Here is a 4,991-nt window from a genome sequence, read left to right on the forward strand (position 1 = left end):
TCTCGCCGATTCCTTACATCATCCCCGGCCAGATGTTTGCTGCGTTGCTGGCCCAAGCGAAAGGATTGTCGCCAGACCAGCCCCGTTCGCTACGAAAAGTGACGCAGACGGTCTGAACAACTTCGGCTGAAGACGGCTCCCCCCAGCCTCCGTTTTCAATGGACAACGAAGGCTGTAGCAGTTGCTACAGAGGCCCGGCTCATGGCACGCAGGCTCGCCAAGCGAGTGGTGTTATCGTCCATTTGCGCTGCAAAGTAACGTGACAAAAGTTCGGGGCGTTTTTGGAGTGCTGCGGCTTGTCGCAGCTTTGGCCGGAAAGCGGTGACACGGCACCGACTCCAAAACCTCCCGCCTCCCCCAAATGCCCCAGAACTTTTGTCCATCCACCAAGGCGTTGAAGCCGTTCCCTCGCCGCATCGTTTCCTTTGCAAATATCAACGAGAGGTTGTCGAACCCCTGCATACAGGGGAATTGCCGTTTGCGGCATCATTCCCTTTGCAAACGGATGGCGCTTTGTTACCATTTTGTGCGTGAATGAGATGTTGAGAGGCCGAACTATCCTGATTATGCTGGTGGTCGCGCTGGTTGCATTTGCTGGCGGCGTCTGGGCTGACAATGCCCTGAGCAGCAGGCAGGCTCGCCGCCTGATTGCTAACGTAGGCGACTTGAACCTGGACCCTGAACACATTCATATTCGCCGCATCAATACCGGCTTGGGCGGACGAGCCGTTGTCGAAGCATTGGTCCAAACGGGATTTGAATTGGCTCACCAAAATGGCCAGTGGGCTGTTGTGCGTGTTCGGCTGGGCGACCGCCAATGGGACAGCATCGAATTCATCACGGCAGCAATCACACATGAAAAGATCAGACGGACCAGCGCTGATCTGCGCGTGCTGGCCCAAGCGATGGCTGCCTATCATCGTGATCATCACCGGTATCCTGCCGCTGCCAATTTTGCGGCGCTCGTTGACATGCTGGTGCCGCAGTATCTTGGTCGGATCATTCGAGAAGATTATTGGCATCGCGCCTATGTGTATCAGCCGACACCCAACGGTTACCAGGTTGTCTCGCTCGGCGCTGATGGACAGCTTGCTACCGCTGATGACCTTCGCTTAGAAAACGGCCACCTGCGCGTGCCCACGACAGAGTAGATGATAAGCCCTGATTTGACAACTCACCTCTCTGTGCGGTTTCGCACCGTGCGGCTGATTACCCTGAGCGTCCTGGCGAGTATCCTCTTCTATGTGTTTGCAGCTTACTTGGTGTTGCTGTCCAGCCCGGTCGAACCGGCGCGGCCTTGGCAACAGCATACACTGGTGCGCACATTCTACGGCGTGGCCGCCGTTGTCAGTATCGGCGTCATACTGGCACGGCGCGCTTTCTTCAGTTCGTCGCGGCTCTGGCGTGTCGTCGAGTCGCGGGGGCTCAAACAACTGGTAGATGAATTGACCTCGAAAACGATCATACTCCTTGCGCTGAGCGATGTGGTTGGCCTCCTTGGCTTGGTTCTCAGTGTGTTGACTAAATCGTTCGAGCCAATGTGGCGCCTGGGCGCCGTCAGCGCGCTCTTGATCGTTGTGAATATGCCTCGACGCTCCGCGTGGGAGCGCACTGTTGAAGACTTCAGTCGTTATGTGTATGAAGAACCCGATCAGGGTGAACAAACATGAATCAAAAGGAATGCCTGATGAATAGACAACGTCTCGGTTGTAGAGTGTGGTTGGTGTTGATTGGTCTCATCGCATCAAGCGTCACGGTTCCTGGTCAATCGCCAACGAAGCCATCGCAGACCGAAAAATCCAGCCAGACTCAAGCCACACCATCGCTGCCATCGTCCACCGGGGAGTCCCCATCAGTAGAACAACTCAGAACGCGCCGCGTGCAGGCCTATTTGTTATATCCCAAGGCCATTCAAGAAGCGACTCGAGGCAATATGTATAAGGCCATCGAGTTGCTGAAGCAGGTGGTGTCGCTGGACCCAACCGCGCCGGAACCGCACGTCACGCTGGGCGAAATTCATTATGGATTGCGCAACACGAATGAAGCTCGCCGTGAAGCTCAATTGGCTCTCGCGCTTAACCCCAAGCACGCTGGCGCTCACAAATTGCTCGGACGGATTTACCTGGATGAAGCTCAATCCAGCGGCGACCAAGACAAAGCAAAACTGAGCATCGCTGAGTTCCGCCAGGTGGTGGAGGTTGACGACACGGATACGGAGGCCTGGCAATCCCTGGCTGAGCTATACCGTTTGACCGGCCAGCAAAACGAATTCGTCAACGCGCTGACTCGCTGGACCAGCAATGATCCGATGGCCGACCGGGCGTTTTTTGAGCTGGGGCGTCATTATCACGCGCAGCGCAAGTACCGTCTGGCTGCGGAGAATTACGCTCGCGCATACGAGTTACAACCAATCCCGGAGATCGCTGTGTTGTTTGCTCAGTCGCTGCTGGCCCAGGGATACACAGCCGATGCGCTGCGGATTTATCAAGAGGCGCGTCAGCGGACGCCGAACGATGATGATCTGGAAGTCAACTACGCCGGCGCGCTGATCGCAGCCGGTCAGTACGAAGAAGCGATGAGCATCCTGCAGAGCCAGTTGAAGAAGCGCGCCACCAATCTGGAGGCGTTGTGGTATATGGCACAGGCGCTGCGGCGTTCGGGCCGGCGGTCCGAAGCAATTCGATTGTTGAAAGACGCGCTCAACGATATTGACGTAACGGAGAGTCTTGATTTTCAGCAGATGCTCGCTTCCATCTATGAAGAAACGCACCAAGTTGATGAAGCAGTCGCCGTTTATCGGAACATTTTGGATGTGATCCTCAATCCCGATGGAACGGTGTCGAAGAACTACCTTCAGATTGCCGAAGATACGCTGGCTAGAATCGGTCTTGCTTACCGACGTGCTGGCCGGCAGGCCGACGCCATCCGCGCGTTCGAGCGCATGCGGACGATCCTTGGAGCAGACAATCCACAGGCTGACTTGCTCATCTTGGATACGCTGCTGGAGGAAGAGCAATACCAGGAAGTCGTTGACAAGGCAGAGGCGTTGGCTAAGCAGTTTGAAGACAAACGAGAATTTCGATTGGTGCAAGCGCAGGCTCTGGCGCGCATGGGGCGTGTTGATCAGGCGATCAAGTTGTTGGATGGACTGCTGAGTAATTCGCTTGACGATTTGGCCGTGCTCTCTGTCAAAGCGAGCATCATTAGCGATGCGGAACGGTATCAAGAAGCCAAAGCCGTTCTGGAAGAGGGATTGCGCCGCGACCCGCGCAATACCGCCTTGTTGATTCAGTTGAGCATGGTTCAGGAGAAACTCGGCAAACCGGTTGATGCTGAAGCGACGTTGCGTGCGATTCTGGAACGTGATCCAGAAAATCAAGTCGCTTTGAATAATCTCGGCTACTACTTAGTTGAACGTGGCGAACGATTGGATGAAGCGCTCGCCCTCATTCAACGAGCCGTCAACATTGATCCAACAAACGGCGCGTACCTGGATAGCCTCGGCTGGGCTTACTTTCAAAAGGGTCGCCTCGAGGAAGCGCAGATGTACCTGGAACAAGCCCTGCGATTCGAGCCGCGCGACAGCACAATTCATGAGCATCTGGGTGATGTCTTCATGAAAAAAGGTCAACCGGATCGCGCCCGCCAAGCCTATGAGCAGGCGCTCCGTTTCGCCCGCCAACAAGCCGAACGCGAGCGCATTCGGAAGAAGCTGCAATCGCAGGGCGACCATGCAAAATAGTTGAGGATGGTCTTCAGCTTTGTTGAATTATTGGCTGATTATGTAAACGAGCGTGTGCCCGTGGAATCAAATCACCTGGCCGGCTCATCAAGTGACATGACATGAACAGTGGCATCGTCAGTCAACGTAGATGCACGCGCCGGCTCGCTCTCCTACATCAGGCGTGCCGGTGGCTCGCGGCTGGCTTATTGTTGTCAGCGGTGTGTGTTTCTATTGTCAGCTCCAGGCCTGGCTCCGACAGCACGGGCCAAGATATTGAACAGATCGAGCAGCAGGTGTTCGAGCAGGTGAATCGGCAGCGTCAAGCGTTAGGACTCCATCCTCTGCAACGGCATGATCGGCTTGACGAAGCGGCGCGGGCACACAGTCAAGATATGGCTGAGCGCCGCTACGTGAGCCACATCAACCCTGACGGGTATCGTTTGATAGAGCGCCTCCGTCTGGCTGGTGTGAGAAGCGCCCGCGAAATCGCCGAAAATGTGGGCTCGCTTCCGCCTGGCCGTGACCTTGTCGAGCGAATGGTTCAGCTCTGGATGAATAGTTCCGGGCATCGGAGCAACATCGTCAATCCTCGCTTCAAATATACCGGCATTGGGGTGGCGCGAGCTGCTGATGGGGTTTTCTACTTCACCCAGGTGTTCACTGATCGTTGATGAAGCTGTGCTGTCGGTCTTATGCCAAGCCGAACCTCAGCAACCTTGTGGATGACGTAAGGCTTTGATCTGATGAACCTGCGGTGTCGTTCTTATGCCAAGATCAACTGGGTTCTTGAGGTGTTAGGTCTGCGTCCTGACGGGTATCACGAGCTACGCACTGTTCTTCAGACGATTGACCTGCATGATGAGCTATGGTTTGAACGAACCAGTAGCGGCATCCAGATCAGCGCCAGTGAACCGACCCTCCCGCTGGATGGAACTAATCTGGTCTATCGAGCGGCTGAGCTTTTGCAGCGGCGCAAAGGGATCACGGCTGGCGTCCGCGTGCATATCAACAAGCGAATTCCTATGGGCGCGGGGCTGGGCGGCGGCAGTAGCAATGCGGCGATCACGTTGCTGGCTCTGCAGCGCCTATGGCAGGTACGCCTTGGCGCCGGCGAGTTGATTGAATTGGCAGCGACGCTTGGGTCGGATGTACCCTGTTTCTTGTATGGCGGCACAGTCCTTGGCGTGGGGCGCGGGGCCGAGGTTTACCCCTTGCCCGATTACATCTGCCCGTACATGCTGGTGGTTGTCCCGACGGTTCATGTGGC

At 55.9% G+C, this 4,991-nt stretch carries 5 protein-coding genes; all 5 read left to right on the top strand.

Features of this window, described 5'->3' with window-relative positions:
- The first annotated feature begins 539 nt into the window (after nucleotides 1-539).
- Nucleotides 540-1,151, top strand: a complete 612-nt coding sequence (locus tag NZ823_11785) for a type II secretion system protein GspG (protein ID MCS6805803.1) — start codon at nucleotides 540-542, stop codon at nucleotides 1,149-1,151.
- Nucleotides 1,152-1,670 (top strand): hypothetical protein, encoded by a 519-nt coding sequence (locus NZ823_11790; GenBank protein ID MCS6805804.1) that lies wholly within the window; start codon nucleotides 1,152-1,154, stop codon nucleotides 1,668-1,670. It abuts the gene before it with no gap.
- Nucleotides 1,671-1,687: 17 nt separating this feature from the next.
- Nucleotides 1,688-3,742 (top strand): tetratricopeptide repeat protein, encoded by a 2,055-nt coding sequence (locus NZ823_11795; GenBank protein ID MCS6805805.1) that lies wholly within the window; start codon nucleotides 1,688-1,690, stop codon nucleotides 3,740-3,742.
- A gap of 101 nt (nucleotides 3,743-3,843) precedes the next feature.
- Entirely contained in the window at nucleotides 3,844-4,395 is a 552-nt protein-coding gene (locus tag NZ823_11800) for a CAP domain-containing protein (protein MCS6805806.1), read from the top strand.
- Nucleotides 4,396-4,467: 72 nt separating this feature from the next.
- A partial coding sequence (gene ispE / locus NZ823_11805) for a 4-(cytidine 5'-diphospho)-2-C-methyl-D-erythritol kinase (GenBank protein ID MCS6805807.1) occupies nucleotides 4,468-4,991 on the top strand: 524 nt, incomplete at its 3' end.

The organism is Blastocatellia bacterium, from assembly GCA_025054955.1.
Classification (GTDB): domain Bacteria; phylum Acidobacteriota; class Blastocatellia; order HR10; family J050; genus JANWZE01.

Coding starts and splice junctions, on each gene's coding strand:
- NZ823_11785 (MCS6805803.1), top strand. CDS start 540: ATGTTGAGAGGCCGAACTATCCTGATTATGCTGGTGGTCGCGCTGGTT.
- NZ823_11790 (MCS6805804.1), top strand. CDS start 1,152: ATGATAAGCCCTGATTTGACAACTCACCTCTCTGTGCGGTTTCGCACC.
- NZ823_11795 (MCS6805805.1), top strand. CDS start 1,688: ATGAATAGACAACGTCTCGGTTGTAGAGTGTGGTTGGTGTTGATTGGT.
- NZ823_11800 (MCS6805806.1), top strand. CDS start 3,844: ATGAACAGTGGCATCGTCAGTCAACGTAGATGCACGCGCCGGCTCGCT.